This is a genomic window from Sphingopyxis sp. (assembly GCF_035998905.1).
In the GTDB taxonomy this organism is placed as follows: domain Bacteria; phylum Pseudomonadota; class Alphaproteobacteria; order Sphingomonadales; family Sphingomonadaceae; genus Sphingopyxis.
The window spans coordinates 338,702-362,620 of the sequence record NZ_DASYHG010000030.1 but is presented as its reverse complement, the minus strand read 5'-3'; the positions used below and the strand labels follow the sequence as shown (position 1 = coordinate 362,620).

Below are 23,919 nucleotides of genomic sequence, written 5' to 3'. Positions count from 1 at the left end.
AATTGCGCGCGCGCCGCGGGTTCTGCGTCGCGCCGGGGCTTTGCCAATTATGGGTTAAGGCGTTTCAGTCGGCCGAAAAATTCAGCGTCGCGAGGGCGACGATGAACAACAGCGCCGTTGCGGCGAACAGCGCGGTCAGGACGGTGAAGAGCAAGGCGCTGGTCGGCCGCGCGGCGACGAAATCGTCGGCATCACCCATCGCGAAGGCCTCGGCGATCGCTTGGGCTTCGTCGTCGTCATGCGGCGCTTTGAGCAATGCCGCGCTGATTGCGCTCGCGGGGACGGGCGACAGGAATTCGCACCCGAAGGACTTGCCATCCTCGCGGACGACGCGCGCCGGCGCGGCACCGAGTTCGGGCAGGATAAGAATGAAGGTTTCACCAAGCGCAAAACCGGCGTCGCTTTCGATCAGCAGGCCGGTTCGCGACAGGTTGCGGATCACGACCGCCGTTTCCTGCGTCGACGAACGCGCCGCGACGTCGAGGCGGAGCGTCCGGCGTTCGGTGCGCCGGCGGTCGGCCGTCTCGGCCGGATTCGCAATATGTGCCAGCAAGGATATCACCGCTGCCTCCTTGGGGGCATCTATGGGCGAACAAGCTTAATATTGAATTTCCATATCGGCAGTCGGGCGCATTCCGGGCCATGATGGCTTCCCGGCGGAGCGCGAGTTTTGGAATCTTCTTGCATAGTAAGGTTCAATTGTTTCCGGTTTGGCCAAGTAAGGAATCAGTCGAGGAACACTAAGACTCGCGTCGATCCTCGCTCTTCGGCGCGAAAATTTACGACGAAGCGTTGGTTTTTGTGGTTCGGATCGGGACAGAATAGGCTGTCCTTTCGGCGGTTTTGATCGCCGTGGGTTTTCAGCATCATATTGAATTTTTTAAATATTCGCTTTGAATAAATGACGGAAATTCGTCGCTGTCTGCCCGCAAAATTCCGATATCTAAAAATGTGTTAACGCGCTTGCGGAGTCTGAAAGAACCATGCTCTCCTAAAGGGGTAGGGGAGTCCGAGTCGTCGGACTGATGGGTCGCACTGAAATTTGGGAGCTTTTGCTGTGCCGTTTTCGGCGCAGGGTGCGGCGTATTCGAGGGAAACTGACATGGATGCTTTTGACAATCCGGCCCGGGGTGGAATGGCGGGTTCGCAGCGCGATGGGGCGCCGACCGACCAGTCGAACCAGGCAGTTGGGGGCAGCGAATTTCTCGCCGCAGCGGCGAAGGTGACGGCAGCGGCATCGGCCGTTCCGCTGATGATTCAGGCAATCCTCGTTCCCGACGCGAGCGGGCGTATCGTTCTCCCCGCCGGCGCGTCGATCGACGATATCACGGTTTCGGGTACGGACCTGATCGTCACGCTGCCGAACGGGCAGGTGTTCATCATTCCGGGCGGCGCGGTCGACATTCCCGCGATCGTGGTCGACGGTGACACGGTTCCCGCCAGCACGGTGGCGCAGCTTCTCGAAAATCTCGACGACCTGAACCCCGAAGCCGGTACCCGCAGTTCGGGCGGCAACTTTGCCGACCCCGAAGGGGCGATCCAGGACCCTTACGCGCTGGGTGACCTGCTCCCTTATACCGAACTTGCCTTTCCGCAGCCCGAAGAGCGCGAGCTGCTGCCCGACGTTCCGGACGAAGAGCCGACGATTTCGATCGTCACCCCCGACCAGCCGGCCGGGTCGCTCGACGCGACCTCCAGCGTCAACGAAGCCGGACTGCCCGCGCGTGGCAACGAGCCCGCGGGCAGCAACAGCGCCGCGAACAGCGAAACGGTCACGGGGTCGATCGTCTATGACGCGCCCGACGGCCTGAGCTCGATCACGATCAACGGCACCGCCGTCACGGCGGTCGGACAGGTGATCACCACGCCGCTCGGCCAGCTGACCATCACCAGCCTGACGCCGGGCAACGTCGGATACAGTTATACGCTGACCGACAACACCAATGCGAACAACAACCCGACCGATGTGTTCAACATCGTCGTCACCGACCGCGACGGCGACACCGCGCCCGGGCGCCTGACAATTTCGGTCGTCGACGACGTACCGACCGCGCGCAACGACACCGACCAGCTCGCGGGCGGCACGCGCGGCCCCGAAACGGGCAACGTCCTGACCGGCGCGGGGACGACCAGCGGCACAGCCGGCGCCGACACGCCGGGCGCCGACGGCGCAACCCTGACCGGGATCCGCGGCGCGGGCAGCGAGGGCTTTTCGGCGCCCGGCACCGTGCAGGGCCAATATGGTACGCTGACTATCAACGCCGACGGCAGCTATAGCTATGTCCGGAATCCGGGCACGCCGGGCGGCGTCAACGACGTCTTCACCTATCGCATCACCGACGGCGACGGCGATACCTCGACCGCGACGCTGACGATCGCGATCGGCAACACGCCGAACCCCGCACCGCCCGAACCCGTCGTCGCGACCGTTTTCGAGGCGGGCCTGCCCGCGCGCGAAGGCGAATCGGCCGGATCGAACAGCGCCGCGACCAGCGAGACGGCGTCGGGCACGATGTCCTTCTTCTCGTTCGACGGTGTTGCCAGCGTCTCGCTCGCGGGAACCGTCATCACGCCTGGAAACCTGCCGCAGACGGTGTTCAGCGACGCGACGGGCCGACTCGTCGTGACGAGCTACAGCTATGACCCCGCCACCGGCCAGGGCTCGGTCGGGTTCAGCTATACTTTGCTCGACAACACGCTCGCCGATCCGAATGAATCGCTCGATTTCGGGCTGGTCGTCACCGATCTCGATGGCGGCGGTACCAGCCGCGACCTGCTGATCGATATCGTCGATGACGCGCCGACCGCGCGTCCAGATGTCGACAGCGTGACCGAAGACGGCGGCGCGGGGGAAAGTGCGCCGACCGCCGACGGCAACGTCTTGACCGGCGCCGGCGGCGCCGACGCGAACGCGACCGATGGTTTTGCCGATGTGCAGGGCGCCGACGGCGCGACCGTGACCGGGGTTACGGGCGGCACCGTAGGCGAGCCGCTTGCCGGCGCCTATGGCACGCTGACGCTGAACGCGAATGGCAGCTATTCCTATGTCCTGAACAATGCGGCGCAGCCGGTGCAGGGCCTTTCGGCCGGGCAGACGCTGACCGAGGTCTTCACCTACACGATCACCGACGGCGACGGCGACACGTCGTCGACGACGCTGACGATCACGATCAACGGCGCCGACGATGGCGTGACGATCAATGGTTTGGGCGTCCGGGGCGGCGAAGTCGTCGTCGACGAGGCGAATCTCGCCGACGGTTCGTCGCCGGACGCGGCGGCGCTGACCCAGCCGGGCAGCTTCACCGTGTCGACCCCCGACGGGCTCTGCAATGTGACGATCGGCGGCACGCAGGTCGTGACCAATGGCGTTTTCACCGCAGGCACCGCGACGAGCCCACTCGGCGTCGTCAACATCACGGGCTTCACGCCCGTTCTCGGCGCCGACGGATCGGTGATTGGCGGCACCTTCACCTATAATTACGTCCTTTCGGACAACACGCTGACGCATAGCGCGCAGGGCGAAGACAATGTCTTCGACAATTTTTCGGTTGTCGTGACCGACAGCGACGGATCGAGCGCGACCGACAGCCTCGACGTGCGCATTATCGACGATGTCCCGACCGCGCGCGCCGATGTCGACAGCGTGACCGAGGATAGCGGAAGCGGGGAAAGCCCCCCGACCGCCGACGGAAATGTCTTGACGGGCTTGGGTGGCGGCGACGCCAACGCGACCGACGGCGTCGCCGACACTCAAGGCGCCGATGGCGCGGCGGTCACGGCAGTGACCGGCGGCACGCTGGGCGAGCCGTTCGCGACCGCCTATGGTACGCTGACGCTGAACGCCGACGGCAGCTACACCTATGTCCTCAACAACCAGGCGCAGCCTGTGCAGGGCCTTGCGGCCGGCGAAACGCTGACTGAGGTCTTCACCTACACGATCACCGACGGCGACGGCGACACGTCGAGCGCGACGCTGACGATCACGATCAACGGCGCCGACGATGGCGTCACCATCAACGGGCTGAATGCCGAGGGCGGCGAGGTCGTCGTCGACGAGGCCAATCTCTCCGACGGTTCGTCGCCCGACGCGGCGGCGCTGACCCAGCCGGGCAGCTTCTCGATCTCGACCCCCGACGGGCTCGGCAATGTGACGATCGGCGGCACGCAGGTCGTGACGAACGGGGTCTTCACCGCAGGTACCGCGACGAGTCCGCTCGGCGTCGTCAACATTACCGGATTCACGCCCGTACTCGGCGCCGATGGATCGGTGATCGGCGGCACTTTCACCTATAATTATGTCCTGTCGGACAACACGCTGACGCACACGAGCATCGGCGAGGATTTCGTCGGCGACAGCTTTGCGGTTGTCGTGACCGACAGCGACGGGTCGAGCGCGAATGCCAGCCTCGACGTGCGTATCATCGACGATGTCCCGACCGCCAACCCCGACGTGGACAGCGTCAGTGAAGACGGCGGCACGGGCGAAAGCGCCCCGACCGCCGACGGCAATGTGCTGACCGGGACGGGCGGCAGCGACGCCAACGCGACCGATGGCGCGGCCGATGTGCGCGGCGCCGATGGCGCGAATGTTACCTCGGTCGGCTTCGGCCAGACCGCCGGCACCGTCGGGACGCCGCTTGCCGGCGCCTATGGCACGCTCACGCTCAATGCCGATGGCAGCTATTCCTATGTGCTGAACAATGCGGCGCAGCCGGTGCAGGGCCTCTCGGCCGGCGAGACGCTGACCGAAATCTTCACCTATACGATCACCGACGGTGACGGCGATCCGTCGCCGACAACGCTGACGATCACGATCAACGGCGCCGACGATGGCGTCACGATCAACGGCCTGAGCGCCGAAGGCGCCGAACTGCTCGTCGATGAAGACGACCTGCCGGTGCGCGCGGGCGAAGCGGCGGGTTCGGATACGACCCCCGACAGCCTGACCGACAGCGACACTTTCTCTGTCTCGACCCCCGACGGCATGGGTACGGTGGTGTTGACCAGTTTCAACGGCGTGCCGCTCGGTGCCCCGCTGACGCTCGTCGTCGCCAATGGCAATTTCACGCCGCAATCGGTTGCGACCGCGTACGGCACGCTCAACGTCACCGGCTTCACCCCGGTGACCGGGGCCGACGGATCGGTGATCGGCGGGACCTTTACCTACAGCTATACGCTGACCGACAACCGCACCGATCATCCCTCGCTCGGTCAGGACAGCCGCACCGACAGCGTCGGCGTAACGGTCACCGACATCGACGGATCGACCGCCAGCGCGACGATCGACATCCGCATCACCGACGATGTTCCCGACGCGATCGATGACGCCACGACGCAGACGATCGAGAATGCGCCGGTCACGATCAACGTGCTCGCCAACGATGTGCAGGGCGCCGACAGCGTCCAGCCGTCGGCGGTCCAGCTCGTCGCCGGCTCGCTCACCGGCACCGGCACGCTCGTCAATAACGGCAACGGTACCTTCACCTACACGCCCGGCGCGCAGGAAACCGGCAGCATCAGCTTCCAGTACCGCGTCACCGACGGCGACGGCGATACCGATATCGCTACCGCGACGATTACCCTCGTCGCCGATTCGGCGCCGCAGATCGGCAAGATTGCCGACGTCACCGTCGATGAAGACGGTCTCGCGGGCGCCAATGCCGACAATGGCCTGCCCGGCGAGGTGACCTCGACCGGCAGCGCGAGCGCCAATGGCACGATCACGGTCGATTTCGGCAGCGACGTCCCGGCAACACTCGCGGGCTCGCTCGTCCTCAATGACAGCGCCGCTCTCGACACGCATCTGACTGTCAACAATGTGCCGGTGACCTTCGCCAAGGTCGGCAACGACCTCGTCGGTTCGGTCGGCGGCAACGAAGTGATCCGCATCAGCCTGACGACCCCGACGGCCGGCCCCGGCGCGACGCAGGTCACCTATGGCTATACCGTCACCCTGTCGCAGGCGATCGATCAGGCGACCCCGGGCAGCGAGGACAGCGATTTCCTCGCGGGCATCGGCTTCACCGTCACCGACAATGATGGCACGACCGCGTCGGGCTCGTTCGGGGTCACGATCGTCGACGACCTGCCGACGCTCAACATTTCCGACACGCCGACCACCGTCGTCGAAGGCGCGACCGCGACCGGAACCTGGACGCTCGATCGCGGCGCCGATGGCGTGTCGTCGGTCAACGTCAGCTTCGGCAGCGGCAGCGCGACGCTGTCGCTCGCGCCGGGAAGCAGCGTTTCGATCACGCAGCCGACGGGCACGCTCACGGTCAACGCCAACGGTACCTTCAGCTTTGCCGCGGCCGGGAACCAGAACAACGCCACGAATCCGTCCGCCAGCTTCACCTTGTCGGCGGTCGATCGCGACGGCGATCCGACGTCGGACAGCCTGACGATCGCGATCACCGACGGCGCCAACCCGGTCAGTGCCACGCCGATCACGCTGACCGTGAACGAAGCGGCGCTCGCCGATGGCCGCACCCCCGCCAGCCCCGACGAAGTCGCGAGCGGTAACCTCAGCTTCACCGCGGGTTCGGACACGCTGTCGGGCTTCGCCTTCACCGGCGTCGCCGGGCTTGTCGCCAACCTCGACGGCGCGGGCACCGACATTTACTGGACGATGGCCGCGGGCGGACAGACGATCACGGGGTCGCTGACCCCGGGCGGCCCCGCTGCGATCACGATCAGCCTGACCGCCCCCGCCAGCATCGCGCCCGGCGCGACCGCGACGGCGACCGTCACGGTGACGCTCGCCGACAATCTGCCGCATGCGCTGGCGATGGCCGCGCAGACGCAGGCGCTCGGCACCGTTACGGTGCAGGCGAGCGATACCGACGGCGATCTCGCAACAGGCGTCGTCACGGTGCAGGTCATCGACGATATCCCGACGATCACCGCGGTCGCGGGCGGCGCCAATGCGCTGACCGTCGACGACAGCGATCTTGCCACCAACGCCACCGCCAATTTCGGCTTTGGACAGCCGGGCAGCCTGTTCAACGTTGCATTCAACGCCGACGGGCCGGCGGCGGTCAATTCGATCGTCTACGCGCTCGGCGTGAAATCGACCGGCGTTGCTTCGGGTCTTGTCGACACCATCACCGGCCAGTCGGTAGTGCTGACCAACGAGTCCGGCGTCGTTTACGGCCGCACGAGCGGCAGCGGGGAGGTGGTTTTCACCCTGTCGGTCGATGCGAACGGCACGGTGACGCTCGACCAGCAGCGTCCGATCTTCCACTCGCCCGATACGGGCGCTGACCAGGCGACGGGGCTCAGCGCCGCGGACCTGATCACGCTGACCGCGACGATCACCGACAGCGACGGCGACCCGGCGAGCGCGACGGCCAATATCGGCGGCGCGCTGACCTTCAAGGACGATGGCGTCAATATCGACATCAGCGTCGCGGGCGAGGCGAATATCCTGCTGACGACGCAGGACGGCGAAACGATCGGGGCCGCCAGCGACTTTGCGGTATCGACGGCGAATTTCAGCGGCGTCTTCGCTTTCGCCAACGCCGATTTCGGCGAGGATGGCGCGGGTGCGATCACCTGGAACTATGCGCTGTCGCTGTTCGGTGCCGATGGTGCCGATTCGGGGCTCGACAGCAATGGCGCGTCGATCTTCCTCTATAATGTCGCCGGCGTGATCACAGGTTCGACCGCAGCGAGTGCGGGCGCAGTCAATCCCGGCAACACCATCTTCACACTGGATGCGAACGCCGCGAACGGCACGGTCACGCTGACGCAGTTTGCGCAGATCGACCATGCCGGTCCGGGCGTCGACAGCAATTTCGAGAACCAGCTTGCGGTGCTTGCCGACAATCTGGTCCGCCTGACCGGCACCGTGACGATCACCGATCGCGACGGCGACACCGACAGCGCGACGCAGTCGATCGACCTTGGCGGCAATATCCGCTTTGCCGATGACGGCCCGGTCCTCGACGTCACGCTGAAGGCGGGTGCCGAACTGCGGATCGACGAGACCAACGGCGTCACCGCCGCGGGCACCGAAGTCGACCCCGACGCCACCGGCAACCTCGGTTCGGCGACGATCGCGATCGCCGACCTTTATACGGTCAATCTCGACGCGGGCGCCGATACGCCGGCCGCCTACAGCTATGCCTTTGTCCTTGGCGGCGCGAACCCCGCGAGCGGTTACCTGATTTCGGCGACGAACGAAGTCATCCGCCTCTACCAGACCGGCCCCGGCACGGTCGAAGGCCGCGGCGAAACCTCGGGCAATGTCGCCTTCACCTTCACGGTCGCCGCGAACGGCACGGTCACGATGACGCAGCTCATCGCGATCGAGCATGGCAATACCGCGAGCAATGACGAAACCTCGCCCGGAATGAATGCCGGCGCACTGCTGCTCCAGGTCACCGCGACCGACTTCGACGGCGATTTCAGCCGAGATACCGTCGATCTCGGCAGCGTCGTGCGCATCGAGGACGACGGCCCGTCGATCACCAATGTCGCGGGTTCGGGCAGCGTCACGCTCGACGAAACCGGCGGGCTCGACAGCAATGTTACCTCTGCCGCGGCGGTCATCACCGCGAACCTCAACTTCGGTGCCGATGGTGCGGCGACGACGAACAGTGTCGTTTACGGCCTGTCGCTGACCGGCAATGGTACGACACCCCTGACAACTGCAGTTGGCGATTTCGCCATCTCGCTCGTTGCGACGTCGGCGACGACGATCGTCGGCCGTTACACCGACGGCGGCGGCGTGGTCCGTGACGCCTTCACCGTCACGATCAACGCGAACGGCACGCTGACCGTGTCGCAACTTGTCGCGCTCGAACATTTGCAGGACGGCCAGTTCCAGTTTCACAACGATCCGCTGACGCTCGACAATCTGATCACCGCATCGGTGACGATCACCGACAGCGACGGCGACAGCGTGTCGGCGACCAAGCAGGTCGGCGGCCAGGTCACCTTCCTCGACGATGGCCCGTCGGCCAGCGTGGCCGCGACCGGCACGATCGTCCTGAACGACGAGACCGCGACGACCAGCCAGGTATCGACCCTCGACACCGGCATGATCGTCAAGGGCGACGATCCGAACGTCGGCGGCGCCGGAGCGATCAGCATCGCCACGTCGGGCACCGCGATCGTCACCGTGACCCCCAACTTCGGGACCGATGGCGCCGCAGAGACCGGTTCGATAGTCTATAATATGGGGCTTGCCTCTTCGGCCACGGGCCTCACGATCACCGACGGATCGCCGATTACCCTCGTCTTTTCGGGCGGTTCGATCGTCGGCCGGGTTGGCGGCAGCGGTGCTTTCGCCGGGCAGGCAGCCTTTGCGATCGCGATGGACCCGGCCACCGGCGTCGTCACCGTCGAGCAATATCTGTCGCTCGATCACCCGATCGGGACCGATCCCGACGACACGCTGCAACTGATCGCGGGTTCGATCCTTGTCGGCGTCACGGTGAAGGATAGCGACGGGGATACCCGCTCTTCGAACGTCATCGATATTTCGGGCCAGATCCGCTTCGACGACGATGGCCCGACGGTGAGCAATGTTGCGGGCGGCGCAAGCGTGACGCTCGACGAGACGGGCGGTTTCGATACCGTCACCTCGACGACCCCGGTGATTACCGCGGCCTTTGCTTATGGTGCCGACGGCCCCGCAACCACTGGTGCGACGACCTATGGCATCGAACTGACCGCAGGCGGCACAAGCGCGGCCAGTGGCCTCGTGACTGCGGCGGGCGACTTTGCGATCACCCTGGTCGAAACCTCGGCGACGACGATCGTCGGCCGTTATACCGATGGCGGCGGCGTGGTTCGCGATGCCTTTACCATTACGATCAACGGCGATGGCACGCTCACCGTGACGCAGCTTGTCGCGCTCGAGCATCTGCAGGACGGCGCTCTGCCGCTCCACAATGATGCACTGACGCTGACCGGCCTGATCAGCGCCACCGTCACGATCAAGGACGGCGACGACGACACCGCGACCGGCAAGACCGAGATCGGCGATCAGATCACCTTCCTCGACGATGGCCCGACGGCCAATGCCGATACGAAGACGGTCGCCGAGGGCGCGACCGCGAACGGCAACGTCCTGACCGACAACGCCGACAGCTTCGGCGCCGACGGCCCCGACGCTACGACCCCTGCGGGCGGCGTCGTCGGCGTTCGCGTTGCGGGTGCCGATACGACCACCCCGGTCGTCACCGGCACCGGCACTGCGATCACGACCGCGCTCGGCACGCTGACGCTGAATGCGAACGGCACCTATACCTATGTTGCCAAGCCGAACGTGGTGACCGGCAGCGCGACCGACAGCTTTGTTTATACGATCCGCGATGCCGACGGCGACACGTCGACGACGACGCTGACGATCACGATCAACGATTCCGGACTGGCGGTGTCGAACGACAATGTGATCGTCGACGAAGCGGCGCTGGCGACGGGCAGCAACCCGTCGGCGACGACCGAAGTCGCGACGGGCACGATTGCCGACAATATCAGCGGCGGCACCGGACCGTTCACCTATACGCTCGTCGGCAGCGGGACCGGGGCGTTCGGCACCTTCGTCCTCAACCCCAATGGCGGCTATACCTACACGCTGACCAGCCGGATCGACGGCGTGACCGCCGACAATGGCACGAACACCGTCGATAACGCCGAGACCTTCAGCGTCCTGGTGACCGACGCGAACGGCAACAGCGTCACGACGATGGTGACCGTCGACGTGATCGACGATGTCCCCACCGCGCGCGCCGATCCGGCGATTGTCGTCGCTGAGGATATCGCGGGAACGGTCGGCGGCAACCTGCTCGACGACGATACGCAGGGCGCCGATGGCGCGACCGTCACGTCGGTGACCATCGGCGCGACGACGACCGCGATCGCCGCGGCCGGTAACACCGTCGTCACCACGGCGAACGGCGTCTATACCTTCACCGCGACGGGGGCATGGACCTTCAACCCGAACCCGGTGAACAATGCGGCGGCGGTGAATGCCGGCTTCAGCTACACGATCACCGACGGCGACGGCGATACCGCGACGTCGACGCAGGCGATCAGCCTGACCGACGGTGCCAATCCCGTTGGCGGCGGGTCGATCACGCTGGCGCTCGACGACCAGAATCTGGCCGATGGTTCGACCCCGGCAAACCCCGATTTCGCCAGCGGAACGCTGAACTTCACCCCCGGCTCGGACGCGATCGCCTCGATCGTCTTCGCAAGCAGCGTAGCGGGGCTCGGCGGCGGGCTGACTTGGGTGCGCGTCTCCGACACGCAGATCACCGGCTCGGACGGCGCGCGGCTCGTCGTCACGCTCGACCTCGTTCGCAGCGGCAACAACGCGACGGTCACCGCGACGCTCAACGACAATTACGACAGCCACCCGACGATCAATGTCGACGACCTCGTGAACCTCGGTTCGGTCGCGGTTGTCGCCACCGACGCCGACGGCGATCAGGCGACTGGTACGGTCACCGTGACCGTTTCGGACGACCTGCCGACCGCGACGCTGACCGTGACGAACGAAAGCAGCGTGCTGCTGACGACGCAGGACGCCGAGACGATCGGAGCGGCGGTTTCGGACACCGCAACCTCGACGGCGAACTTTGGCGGCGCTTTCTCGCTGACGTCGGCCTATGGCGCCGACGGAGTGGGCACGACGACGCTCAGCTATGCGCTCAGCCTCGTGGTCGCGAACGGCAGCCTCGCAAGCCTTGCAAGCAATGGCGCCGCGATCCGCCTCTACACGCAGCCCGACGGCTCGATCGTCGGTTCGACCGCGACGACTTCGGGTGGTGTGAGCACTGCGAACATCATCTTCTCGCTCGCGGCCAATACGACGACGGGCGCAGTGACGCTGACGCAGTTCGCCGAAATCGACCATGCGACGCCCGGCAGCACCGCCGCGCCCTATGACAATCAGTTCGCGACGCTCGCGGATGGCCTCGTCCGCCTCAACGGGACCGCGACGATCACCGACGCGGACAACGATACGCGGACAAGCACCGCGTTCGTCGACCTTGGCGGCAATATCCGCTTTGCCGACGATGGCCCGTCGATCGCGGTCGGGGCGCCGCTTCCGACGCTGACCGTCGATGAATCGGACTTCACGACCAACGCCGTCAGCGCGGCCGTGTTCACGACAAACTTCGGCGCCGACGGTCCCGGAGCGGTGACCTACACGCTCGGCATCAATACCGGATCGACGGGTCTTGTCGACACGGCCACCGGTCAGAATGTGGTGCTGACCCTCGTCGGCAATCAGGTGGTGGCGACCGCCGGCAATGGTGGCCCGACGGTCTTCACGGTCTCGGTCAACGCCGGCGGTACGATCACGCTCGACCAGATCCGCGCGATCGCGCACGATACCGATGGCGGCCCCGGCGCGGCGCATGACGATGCGAAATCGCTCGCTGCGGCGAACCTGATCACGCTGACCGGCACGATCACCGACGGCGACGGCGACAGCGCGCAGGCGACGATCAACCTCGGCGACCGGCTGACGTTCAAGGACGACGGCCCGACGGTGACCGCCGATTCGGGTACGACGACCGAGGCGACGCTCGACTTCAACGCGGCCTTCGTGCTCGACTTCTCGGGCAGCATCGATACCGCCGAACTGAACACGATGCTCAACGCCGTGCGCGACGCCGGGCTGGCGCTGTTCGGCAGCTCGAGCGGCGATGTGTCGATCCGGCTCGTCGGCTTTGCATCGTCCGCGACAAGCTGGGGGCCGTTCACCGACCCGGTCAGCTTCATCCAGCAGCTCGATGCGCTCAATCCGTCGCAAGGCGGCACGCGCCCGCTCAATTCGAACACCAACTTCTCTGCTGGTATCAACGAGTTGCTGAATGTCTATTCGGCAGATCCGACCGCCAGCAATCAGGTCTTTTTCCTCAGCGACGGCAATCCGAACGAAGGGACCGGATCGGGCAATGCGCTCAATTCGGCGACCGCGACGGCGTGGAATAATTTCGTCAACAACAATGGTGTCAATGTCACCGCGATCGGCGTCGGCAACGGCATCAGCGACGGTCCGCTGCAGGATATCGACGTCGACGGCCAGGGCGCGGTCCTTCGCGCCGACGATTTCGACGACCTCGTCCAGACCCTGCTCGACGCGGTGGTTGCATTGCCGGTCAGCGGCGATCTTGACGCGAACGACAATTTCGGCGGCGACGGCGGCCGGATCCAGTCGATCACGGTCGGTGCCATCACCTATACGTGGGACGGAAACAACACCATCACACGGTCCAGCGGTGGGCCGCTGAGCGGCAACAGCTTCTCGGCCACGACGCCGCAGGGCGCGACGCTGACCCTGAATTTCGCGACGGGAATCTGGAGCTATGCGCCCGACGACACCCCGACCGCGGGATCGGAGGTGTTCAACTATACGGTGGTCGACCGCGACGGCGACACCGCGGGCTCGACGCTCACCGTGACGGTGGTCGACGGCGGCGGACCCGGCGGCGGGACGATCGCGAACCCCGATATCGTCATCACCAACGCCAGCGGTTCGGGCGCGGCGATCCAGATCGCCGAAGCCGCACTGCTCGCGAACGACCAGGCGGGGACGGTGATCACCGGGGGCGCCAGCAATGTCACCGATGCGACCAGCGTGACGCGCGGCGGCGGCAACTTCACCTTCACCGACAATGACGTCGATGGCGGCGGTTTCTTCTACTCGACCACGCCGACTGATACGGCGCGGGTCACGGTCAACCGCGCGCAGGCGGGCAACGCCACGCTCAACGGTACCAGCGCAAACGACATCCTCGTCGGTCGCGACGGGGCTGACGACACGCTCGTCGGCAAGAACGGCAGCGATTATATGTATGGCCTGGGCGGCAACGACACGTTCAATCTCGCCAACGGCAATTTCGGCGCGGGCGAATATATCGATGGCGGTGCGGGCACCGACACGATCGTCCTGACCAACCAGACCACGGTCAATTTCGCGACCGGCACGATCGTCGGCGTCGAAACGCTGACCGGCAGCGGCAGCAGCGACACGGTGACGATGTCGGCGCAGCAGTGGGCCGCGTTCAGCACGATCAACCTCGCCGGCGGCGGCAGCGACGTGCTGACGGTCAACGTCAGCGGAGCTGTCAATATCTCCGGCGCCGCGATCACGACGGTCAGCAACACCGAAACGGGCAGCCTGTCCGGTAGCGGCAGCGCAGACACGATCACCCTGACGGGGGCGCAGCTCGATGCGATCCTGATCGGTTCGGGCACGATCAATCTGGGCGGGGGCACCGACACGATCGCGCTTACCTCGACGTCGAATGACCTGAACGGCCTGAGCGACGCGGCCCTCACCAACGTCGAGGCGATCTCGGCAGCCGGTGCGGCGGCGGGCGTGAAGATCAATCTCTCGAACCAGAGCGAGGCCTTCACCATTACGGGTTCGGGCTTTGCCGATACGCTGGTCGGCGGCACCGCGAACGATACGCTGACCGGCGGCGCCGGGGCGGACCAGTTCCGGTTCCGCAGCACGACCAACGGGTCCGACACGGTCACCGATTACACCGACGGAACCGACAAGATCGGTTTCCTCGACACGGGGTCGACCGGTAGCGGCAGCGTGAATTTCGGTTCGACGACCGGGACTGCGGCGGGTGCTGCGCTCAACGCGGCCGACTTCGTCTCGCGTGCGGGGATCACCAGCATATTGGCGGCCGACGACGCGAAGGTGATCGCCATTACGGGCGGCCTGACGGAAGCGAATATCCTCGCCAATACGGGGGGCAATAACTCCCAGAATTCCTATATTCTTGTGTTCAACACGACGACGGGTCGCGGGGAGATCTGGTTCGATACCGACTGGGACGACAGCGGAAATCGCGTGAGGGTTGCGACGCTCAACAATGTCACGACGCTGGCGCAGCTTAACCAGATCGGGGCGGACGACATCGTCGTCTATAACAATGCCGCCGATCCGATCATCCTCGACCTGACCGGCGATGGCTATGCGTTCGGTGCATCGGCACTATTCGACATGAACGCCGACGGCATCGTCGACCGTGTGACATGGAATTCGTCGAACGACGGCATTCTCGCGGTCGATCTCGACGGCAACGGGACGATCGACAGCGGAAGTGAAATCTTTACGCCCGGCTTCGGCGGCGGCAAATTCGCCAACGGTACCGAGGCATTGGCGTCGCTCGACGACAATGGCGACGGCGTGATCGACGCGAACGACGCCGCTTTCGCAAAGCTGCTGGTCTGGCAGGATGCGAACGCCGACGGAGTGAGCGATGCGGGCGAGCTTTCGGGCCTTGCCGACCATGGCATCGTCTCGATCGCGACGGGCGCGGTTTCGACTGACGAAACGATCGATGGCCAGGCCGTGACGGCGCGCGGCAGCTTCACCCGGACCGATGGGTCGACCGGCGAATATATCGAAGCCCAGCTCGATACCCAGCTCGGAACTCGCAGCGCCGCGCGCGATGCAGAGGATGTCCAGCGCGCGCAGGGCAACCAGGCGCTGACCAGCTCGCTGGTCGCAGCCTCGCTGGTCGCAATGGTCCATGACGTCCAGCAGGATAACGGCACTGCGCCGAAATTCGCGGCGGAGGACACGTCGGTCGTTGCCTATACCGGAGCCAGCGTCACGCCGGCGACGGACGGCACACAGGTCGAGGTGCAATCGAGCCCGGCCGGCGACGTTGCGGCGGAACCGAAGGATGCCGCCGCCGCGGAGCATTCGACCACGTCGGACGCCGACGATGCAAGCGCGGCTGCGATCGCCGATGCGAACGACAGCGGCGCGGGCGAACCCGCCGACCAATCGGACGACGGCAGCGCGCCCGATGCGCTGTTCGACATCGTTGCCGACCATGGGCCGTCGGATGCGGGCGCGATGGACGGGCTGCTGGCGCTCGGCGAGGCGCCGGCTGCTGCCGCGGGCGGCGAGGCCGCAGCACATGATCCGGCGGCACAAGCGGTGCTCGCCGAGGTGCTGGAGGGTGGCAACGCCATCGATCACATCATCGATGCGGTCACGGGCGGCGCGCCGGTACAGGTCGCGGCGGGCGAAGCGCAGGGTTTCGACCTCGCGCAGTTCCTCGACCAGCAGGTGGCGTCGGGAGCGGCTTACGCGCCGATCCAGCCGCTGGAACAGGATCTTCACAGCATGGCGGCGGCCTGATCGGGCACTTAAAAAACCAGTGGATCAAAATTGCATAATGGGAGGGCGTAACAGCATGGCACATCAATCGGCAAAATGGGCAGCGGGGGCGATCGCCGCGCTGGCTTTCGCCCAGCCGGGGAGCGCGTTGGCGCAGGCGCTCGCCGATCGACCGATCGGCGAGCTCAAGACCGAGGTCCGGACCCGCTATGATGCGGCGCTGGCGCTGACGACCGATCGTTCGGTCGTGGCGGCGAACAGCAACGCTTATACCTGGGCTTCGGAAGCCAAGGTTCATTGCGGGATCGCGCTCGGCTACCTCAAGTCGAACACGAAGGACGCAGAGAGCCTGCGTCGCTGCGATTTCGCTTACGGCATGATGACCCGCGGGCCGCAGCCGGCGCCCGAAACCCCGCTGGTGCCGCCTCCGCCGCCGACGACCGAAAACTGCCCGCCGGTGGTTGCCTCGACATTCTATTTCGATTGGGATTCGACCGTTGCGCCCGCCGACGCGAGCCAGTCGGTCGCCTTCATGGCCGAAAACCGCGCGCGGTGCGGCTGGCGCAGCTTCACCGTCGTCGGGCACACCGACCGGTCGGGTTCCGACCAGTATAATGAGGGGCTCGCGCTCCGCCGTGCGCGCGTGATCGCCGACATGATGGGCGGCGCGGGCATTCCCGCCGACGCCATCGCGGTGTCGGGCATGGGCGAACGCAAGCCGCGTATTCAGACAGTGGATGGCCAGCGCACACCGGAAAACCGGCGCGTTGAAGTCGAAGTGAATGGGGGACAGTGATGAAAGCGCAACATAAGCTCGCAGGCTTTGCCTCGGCACTCGCCATATCCCTTTTCGCCAGCGCGGCCTGGGCCGAACCGACCACCATGCAAAATGTCATGGCGGTCGCGATCGATTCCAATCCGCAGATCAACCAGGCCGAAATGAACAAGCAGGCGATCGAGTTCGAACTCGAGCAGGCGAAGGGCCTGTACCTGCCGCGCGTGACGCTCGAAATGTCGGCGGGGGTCCGCCGGCTCGAAAATGCGACGCGCCGCAATCTCGGCATCGCCAATGACGAGCTTTATCCGGTCGAAGCTTCGATCCGCGCGGAGCAGACGCTGATCGACTTCGGCCGCCGTAATGGCGAAAAGCTCCGTCAGGCAGCGCGCGTCGACGGCGCGGCGCTGCGCGTGCTCGAACGGTCGGAGTTCATCGCGCTGCAGACCGCACGGCAATATCTCGATGTTCTGCTGCAACAGCGGGTCGTCGCGGCGGCTGAAGACAATATGAGCTTTCACAACGCCCTCGTGAAGGATTTGTCGGAAGGCGCGGCGAAGGGGTCGATCAGCATCGCCGACGTGCAACAGGCGCAGGAACGCGAAAAGGCGGCGAGCGTACGCGTCGCGGAAGCCAAGGAGGCGCTGGTCAACGCGAAGATCGAGTTGCTCGCACTGAGCGGCCTTCAGGTCGACGATGTGCAGATGCCGCCGGCGATGGCCGAAAAGCTGCCCGTCAGCCTGAGCGAAGCCGTTGGATTGACGCGGTCGCGGCACCCCAAGGTGCTCGAAGCACAGGCCGATGTCGATGCCGCCAACGCCGAGGCCAAGAAGGCGAAGGGCGATTTCGCCCCGACGATCGGCCTCGAACTGTCGGGCCGGATCGGCGACGATATCGACGCCTTCCGCGGCGAAACGAACGACCTGCTCGGCCGCGTCGTCCTGCGCTGGGATATTTTCGACGGCGGCATCAACCGCGCGAAATATCAGGAGATGGTCCGCCGCGCGAGCGAGAGCCGTTTCCGCCTCCATGAAACCGAACGCAATGCCGAGGCCGATACGCGCCGCGCGTGGAACAGCCGCGAAACGCAGACTGCGGTTTTCCGCGACCTCGTCGACCAGAGCCGGTCGACCGACGAACTTCTCAAATCCTATCGTGACCAATTCACGATCGGACGCCGTTCGCTGCTCGACGTGCTTGATGCGCAGAACACGCGTTTCAACGTGCAGGTGCGCGCCGAAACGGCGCGCTTCTCGGAGATGTTCGCCGTCTACCAGGTGCTGGCATCGACGAACAGCCTGCTTGAGGCGTTCAACCTGACCGCGCCCGAATCGCGCCGCGTCTATGCACGCGAGCAGGTCGGTTACGGCCCGCCGGCCCCGGCCGAGCTGCAACGTCGCCGTTACCCGCAATAATTTGTTAGTGGATTGATTCTAAGTAGAAAATTTCAATATGGTACAGGGTCAATCCTCCATTGCGCGTATCGGTAAAGAGGCGCCGGGCGATCCGCTGATCGCCTGCATCCTCTTTGTCGCGCAGCATTTCGGCCAGAATTTCCAGCGCGGCGCGCTCTCGGCGCTCGCGCGCGATGAAAGGGGCTTCCTCCCCTTTCATCAGGCCGAAGCCGCGCTCGACCTCTGCTTCATCAACAACGAACGGCTCCCCGCACGCAAGGTCAGGCAGCTCGCGCGCGACCTGCCGGCGATTGTCCGCCGCACCGACGGTAGCTGCGCGGTGTTGCTCGAGGCGAAGGACGAGCAATATCTCGTCTGGGAGCCCGGGGCCGACACCCCGGTCTGGGCCGACGAAGCGGCAGTCGAAGAAAGCTATGCCGGGCAGGCGGTGGGCGTCGCCGCCGATCCGACCGCGATCCGCGCCGAAGAAAGGCCGTGGGACGAACAGGCAAAGCGCCACTGGTTCTGGAGCGAGATCCGGCGGATGCGCCGCTCCTTCTATCCGGTGCTCGGCGCAGCGCTGATGATCAACCTGCTCGGCTTCGCGCTGCCGCTGTTCACGATGAACGTCTATGATCGCGTGATTCCGAACAAGGCGGTATCGAGCCTGTGGGTCCTCGCGGTCGGCGCGCTGCTCGCCTTCGCGGTCGAATTCACGCTCCGCCTCGCGCGCTCGACCTTGCTCGATGATCTTGGCCGCGAACTCGACGTCAAATTGTCCGAGAAGATCTTTTCCAAAGTGCTGAACATGCCGCTCGCCGACCGCCGCGGCAGCACCGGCATGCTCGCGCGGCGCGTCTCCGAATTCGAAACCATCCGCGACTTCTTCGCCTCGACGACGATCGTTCTAATCGTTGATGTCGTTTTCCTCGTGCTGTTCCTGATCATGATCGCGGTGCTCGCGGGCTGGCTGGCGCTCGTTCCGCTGTCGATCATCGCGGTGATGGGCATCGCCGGATATTTCCTCCAGCGCCGCATGGTACAGGCGTCGCTCGACAATCAGGCCGATGCGAGCATCCAGCATGCGATGCTCGTCGAAGCGATCGGCGGGGCCGAGACGATCAAGAGTTGCGCCGCCGAAGGGCAGGTTCTCGGTCAATGGCGCCGGATGGTCGATACCAGCGCGCGGACGCAGGCGACGATGCGCCGGACGGGCGCCGCGGCAATCAACCTCGCGACGCTGGGCCAGCAATTTTCCAGCCTTGCGCTCGTCGTTGGCGGTTTCTACCTGTTCGACGCGGGCAAGATTTCGATGGGCGCGATCATTGCGATCGTCATGCTCGCCGGCCGGTCGATGGCCCCGGTCGGCCAGCTCGCCTTCCTGATGACGCGCGGGCGCCAGGCGCTGACCACGATGGCGAGCATCCAGCAGATGATCGTCGCCGACGACGAACGCCGCATGGGCAGCAGCGCGCTGAACCTGACGATCGACAAGGGGCATACCGTCGTCGAGGGACTGTCCTTCACCTATCCGGGCGCCTCGGCTCCGTCGCTGACCGACATCAACCTCAAGATCGAGGCGGGCGAACGGATCGCGATCGTCGGCCGCGTCGCATCGGGCAAGTCCACGCTCGGGCGCCTTTTGTGCGGGCTCTATGCACCCGAGGCGGGCAATATTTTCATCGATGGGCTCGACAGCCGCCAATATTCGCCGATCTACCTGCGTTCGCAATTCCGCTTCGTCGGGCAGGACGCGGTGCTGTTCAGCGGATCCATCAAGCAAAATATGCAATACTGCGCGCCGGCGGCGTCCGACGCCGAATTGCTCGCGACGCTGCAATCGATCGGCGCCGACCGCTTCATGGGCCGCGACGAAACCGGGCTCGATCGCGGCACCGGTGAACGCGGCGGTCAGCTCTCGGGCGGCCAGCGCGGCTTCCTGACCATCGCACGCGCGCTCGCTTCGCCCTCGCGCCTGCTGTTCCTCGACGAACCGACGGGCGCGATGGACACGCAGAGCGAGCGGCTTTTCATCCAGGCGCTCGATAGCGCTGTCGCGAAATCGCAGACGGTCGTGATCGCCACCCACCGCGAGGCGATCCTCCAGATGTGCGACCGCATCATCGTGATCGACGGCGGCCGGATCGTCGCCGACGGCCCGCGCGCCGAAGTGCTTGCGCGATCGACCAAGGAACCGACATCATGATCCCAGAGCTCAACATCGGGCGCGACGGCGCCACCAGCGCCGATGCGCCATGGTCGGACGGACGGCAGGGTTCGCCGAAGAACCTCAAGCTCGTGCTGCTGGGTCTGGCGGTCGCAGCCGCCGCGATCCTCTTTGCGTCGACGAACGATCGCTTGGCGCGCTTTGTCGAAGGTGTGGTCGCGAGCTGGACCGCGGATCCCGCCGAAACCGCCAAGGCGGCAAAGAAGAAGGCAATCGCGAAGCTGATCACCGAGACCGAGACGGACTCGGTCGTCCCCGCTGCCGAGGGCGCCGACGCGGTCGCGCGCAATGCACTGCTGCCGGTTTCGACGCTGCCCGTCGAGGCGGCGCGGCCCTTCATCATGCCGACCATCTCGCTCGCCCAGTCGACCAATGCGCAGCGCTGCCTGACGCAGGCGATCTATTATGAGGCGGCGACCGAATCCGATGCGGGTAAGGCCGCGGTCGCGCAGGTGATCCTCAACCGGATGAAGCATCCTGCCTATCCGAACACCGTCTGCGGCGTGATCTATCAGGGCAGCTCGCGCCCCGGCTGCCAGTTCAGCTTTGCGTGCGACGGGTCGATGCGTCGCGCACCGGTGCCCGCGCTGTGGCGCCGCTCGGCCGAAATCGCGCGCGCCGCGCTGTCCGGCCATGTCGAGGTGAGCGTCGGGATGGCCACGCATTATCACGCCAATTATGTCCTGCCGCGCTGGGCGCCGAAGCTGACCAAGATTGAGCAGATCGGTGCGCATATCTTCTATCGCTGGCCGGGGTCGTGGGGAAAGCCGCGCGCTTTTTCCGATGCCTATGCCGGCGCTGAATTTATTCCCGCTTTCAGCCAGCTTTACCAGGGCGGCACGGCACTTGCGACGGTCCTGCCGGGCGAAGCGATCGCGGTCGAGGGCGTCCCGCCGCCGCGCGACCCGACCGATCATCGCGCCGACAATGACGTCGGCGGCCGTGTCGACGTCACCAAGGGCTGGGTGCCGAACATCCCCGACCCGACGCAGAGCAAATCGCGGTTCGACAGCCTGACCAGCCAGCAGGGCCCCGCCGTCACGCCCGAACTCCAGCCCGGAAAATAATATGTCGATCGTGAAATATTGGCAGCGCCTTCGCGGAAGCGAACAGATCATGGTGGCGGCTGCCGCCGGTTTTGTGTTGTTCCTGCTGTGGGCAAGCATCGCGCGCGTCGACGAAGTATCGCGCGGGCAGGGGCGGGTGATCCCGTCGTCGAAGGTCCAGATCATCCAGTCGGCCGAACCGTCGACGATCCGCGAAATATTGGTGCGGTCGGGGCAGACGGTGAGCAAGGGGCAGTTGCTCGTGCGCCTCGACAATACGACGTCGCAGTCCGAACTCGGCCAGCTTGAAACCGAAAATGCCCGCCTTGCGCAGCGCGCCGCGCGCCTTGCGGGTGAAGGCGGCAGCGGGGCCGGGTGCGTCGGTGCGAGCTGTGGCGATGAAGCGCGCCTTGCCGAGGTGCGGCGCTCGTCGCTGCAAAGCCAGCTCGCGGCCTTGTCGGCCGGCGTCGAACAGCGCCGCCGCGATATGGGCGAAGCGCAGGCCACCGCCTCGTCGCTCGAAAGCAGCCTGCGTCTTGCCCGCGAGCAGGTTGCGATGCTCGAACCGCTCGCGGCGAAGGGCGTGGTCCCGCAGACCGAGCTCCTGACCGCGCAGCGCGACGTGGTCGATATCCAGGGCCGGCTCGCCGCAGCGCGACAGGCGATTTCAAGGTCGCAGGCCGCGGTGCGCGAGGCGGGCGCCGAAGTGTCGCGCGCGCGCTTCGATTTCCAGCAGGAAGCACTCAACGAACGCAGCCAGCTCACCACCAAGATGGCGGTCAACGAAGAAACGATCCGCGGCGCCGAAGGCCGGCTCGCGCGATCCGAAATCCGCTCGCCGACGCGCGGGGTCGTCAACGACCTGCTCGTCAACACGGTCGGCGGCTTCGTGAACGCGGGTGAGCAGATCATGCAGGTCGTGCCGCTCGGCGACAAATTGCTCATCGAAACGCGCGTCACGCCGCGCGATATTGCCTTCATCAAGGTCGGCGACCCCGCCAATGTGAAGGTGACTGCCTACGACTTCTCGATCTATGGCGGGCTGAAGGGCCGCGTCGTCCGCGTTTCGGCCGACAGCATCTATGACGAGGTCGAACGGCAGGCCTATTTCACTGTCGTCGTCGAAACGACGAACAGCTATCTGACGTCAAACGGCCGCCGCCTTCCGATCACCCCCGGCATGCTCTGCGACGTCGAGATCGTGACGGGCAAGAAATCGGTATTGAGCTACTTGCTGAAGCCGGTCTTGAAGGTGAGCGGGTCGGCCTTGACCGAACGCTGATAATTGAGCGCCAGCGTGAAGGATTTGCGCGACGCCGGGATCGGGGTGGCGAAAGGTGCGGGCTGCGTGCCGCGATAGGCGTGCACCCAGCGCTGGTTGCCGCTGAACGACAGCACCGGCCGGACCGAATTACCCTGACTGCCGTCGTAGAGGCGGTCGGTCATGTTATCGAGCACGACCTTCCCCGATGCAGTCTGCACCAGCAGGAACGCATGATCGCTGTTCGCCGCCAGGTCGCGGAGCAGGACGAGCTTCATCCGGTCGGCATCGACCCCCGCCGCGCGGAGCAACTGCATCTTGAGGATCGCAAAATCCTCGCAGTCGCCGCTGCCGCGCGCGATCGTCTGTTCGGCGGTGGCCCAGAAGTCGCGCTGGCGGTAATTGCGGTCGTCGTTCACATAGGCGATCTCGCGATTGACCCATTGGTTGACGCGCGCGAGCAGGTCGGCTTCGCCGATCCCCGGCGCGGCATTTGCCCGCCGCAACTGCGCCTGCATCAGCCCGGCGGGCGCGGCGCGACGGACATGGTCCCAGCGGTCGTCGAAGCGTGTCCGTTTGACCGGGATAGCCCGGGTGCCGAGTTCGGCGGTCGGGTCGGTATCGGCCACGGCGGCGAATGCTTCGCCGATCGACGAAGGGTTGGGAAGCGCGGCTGCGGCATCGCAGTTCCGGACATCGGCCAAGGCGAAGGAAATCGGGCCGCGGCTCGCCGGCTCCAGCGTCGGGCGCGCCGGGAAAGCAACAAGGTTCGCGGTGACGGGGGCCGGGGCCGCGAAAGGCGCAGCGGCGACGGGTGTGCCCGCCTGTTCGGCGCGAATGCGATCGAGCGCGCTGGGCGCACCGCCCAGCAGCATATCCACGGCATCGGTTCGCGCCGCCGACGCGACGGGGCACGGGGCCTTGCTGACCGGCAACGACCGGTCGTTGACCAGTTTCGACGAAGCATGGGCGGCCGCCGGCGTGAGCGCGGCGGCGGCAATCGCGATGGAGACAGGAAGCCATCGGGACTCGCCAGCGACAAGATGGGCGTTCTTTCTCATGCTGCCGCATTTGCCGCGGCGGGATGAGGATTCTTTTC

At 65.6% G+C, this 23,919-nt stretch carries 8 protein-coding genes; 6 read left to right on the top strand and 2 right to left on the bottom strand.

Annotation, left to right across the window (positions count from 1 at the left end; translation table 11 throughout):
• Positions 1-64 precede the first annotated feature (64 nt).
• Positions 65-562, bottom strand: a complete 498-nt coding sequence (locus VGN62_RS21140) for a PilZ domain-containing protein (RefSeq protein ID WP_327457679.1) — start codon at positions 560-562, stop codon at positions 65-67.
• 540 nt (positions 563-1,102) lie between these two features.
• Between VGN62_RS21140 and VGN62_RS21135 the strand changes: the two genes are divergently transcribed.
• From VGN62_RS21135 to VGN62_RS21110, 6 genes are read left to right on the top strand one after another with little or no spacing between them, the layout of a single operon-like run.
• Entirely contained in the window at positions 1,103-16,138 is a 15,036-nt protein-coding gene (locus VGN62_RS21135; protein ID WP_327457677.1) for a DUF5801 repeats-in-toxin domain-containing protein, read from the top strand.
• Between the two features lie 55 nt (positions 16,139-16,193).
• Complete coding sequence (locus VGN62_RS21130) at positions 16,194-16,913, top strand: OmpA family protein (protein WP_327457674.1); 720 nt, start codon at positions 16,194-16,196, stop codon at positions 16,911-16,913.
• Positions 16,913-18,307: a TolC family protein gene (locus tag VGN62_RS21125; protein ID WP_327457672.1), complete on the top strand. Its 1,395-nt coding sequence runs from the start codon at positions 16,913-16,915 to the stop codon at positions 18,305-18,307. The genes VGN62_RS21130 and VGN62_RS21125 overlap by 1 nt, the downstream gene beginning before the upstream one ends.
• Positions 18,308-18,344: 37 nt before the next feature.
• On the top strand, positions 18,345-20,492 hold the full coding sequence (locus tag VGN62_RS21120; RefSeq protein WP_327457670.1) for a type I secretion system permease/ATPase: 2,148 nt from the start codon (positions 18,345-18,347) through the stop codon (positions 20,490-20,492).
• Complete coding sequence (locus VGN62_RS21115; RefSeq protein WP_327457668.1) at positions 20,489-21,580, top strand: cell wall hydrolase; 1,092 nt, start codon at positions 20,489-20,491, stop codon at positions 21,578-21,580. The genes VGN62_RS21120 and VGN62_RS21115 overlap by 4 nt, the downstream gene beginning before the upstream one ends.
• Before the next feature lies 1 nt (position 21,581).
• Complete coding sequence (locus VGN62_RS21110; protein WP_327457666.1) at positions 21,582-22,841, top strand: HlyD family type I secretion periplasmic adaptor subunit; 1,260 nt, start codon at positions 21,582-21,584, stop codon at positions 22,839-22,841.
• Here VGN62_RS21110 and VGN62_RS21105 read toward each other — a convergent pair.
• Positions 22,787-23,881, bottom strand: coding sequence for a transglutaminase-like cysteine peptidase (locus tag VGN62_RS21105; protein WP_327457664.1), 1,095 nt, complete (start codon positions 23,879-23,881; stop codon positions 22,787-22,789). The two genes, VGN62_RS21110 and VGN62_RS21105, sit on opposite strands and share 55 nt — an antisense overlap.
• Positions 23,882-23,919: the final 38 nt, after the last annotated feature.

Excerpts from the sequence above, each read along its gene's own strand:
- VGN62_RS21135 (WP_327457677.1), top strand. The coding sequence starts at position 1,103 with ATGGATGCTTTTGACAATCCGGCCCGGGGTGGAATGGCGGGTTCGCAG.
- VGN62_RS21130 (WP_327457674.1), top strand. The coding sequence starts at position 16,194 with ATGGCACATCAATCGGCAAAATGGGCAGCGGGGGCGATCGCCGCGCTG.
- VGN62_RS21125 (WP_327457672.1), top strand. The coding sequence starts at position 16,913 with ATGAAAGCGCAACATAAGCTCGCAGGCTTTGCCTCGGCACTCGCCATA.
- VGN62_RS21120 (WP_327457670.1), top strand. The coding sequence starts at position 18,345 with ATGGTACAGGGTCAATCCTCCATTGCGCGTATCGGTAAAGAGGCGCCG.
- VGN62_RS21115 (WP_327457668.1), top strand. The coding sequence starts at position 20,489 with ATGATCCCAGAGCTCAACATCGGGCGCGACGGCGCCACCAGCGCCGAT.
- VGN62_RS21110 (WP_327457666.1), top strand. The coding sequence starts at position 21,582 with ATGTCGATCGTGAAATATTGGCAGCGCCTTCGCGGAAGCGAACAGATC.
- VGN62_RS21105 (WP_327457664.1), bottom strand. The coding sequence starts at position 23,881 with ATGAGAAAGAACGCCCATCTTGTCGCTGGCGAGTCCCGATGGCTTCCT.